This is a genomic window from Desulfatiferula olefinivorans, from assembly GCF_054657895.1.
On record NZ_BAAHXV010000148.1, the window covers coordinates 1 to 271 of the forward strand.

Genomic DNA, 271 nt, shown 5'->3' on the forward strand with positions numbered 1-271 from the left:
CCACACGTCCACCGCAATGGACAGCCGGGTTTTTCTCCAATTCCTCGCCTTGATCCTGATCTGTCGGATACGGAACATCTCCAAAAAAGACAAAATCCTGAAAAACTTAACTGTTCGAGAGATAATTGAACATATGGAAACGCTGGTGAAGGTCAAGTTCTCAGGGCGTTACGGGCAGCTTTATAACGAAACGTATCCCATTGAGCGTAGGATAATGGAAGTTTTCGAGCTTACCCTTTCGACATAGTTACAAAATTCGGGAAAAGAGGAT

General features: G+C 44.3%; 1 protein-coding gene. It reads left to right on the plus strand.

What is annotated here, in order from left to right; all coding sequences use genetic code 11:
- Positions 1-247: hypothetical protein (locus ACYQ11_RS22235; RefSeq protein ID WP_459926028.1), on the plus strand; the 247-nt coding region annotated here is incomplete at its 5' end.
- Positions 248-271 lie beyond the last annotated feature (24 nt).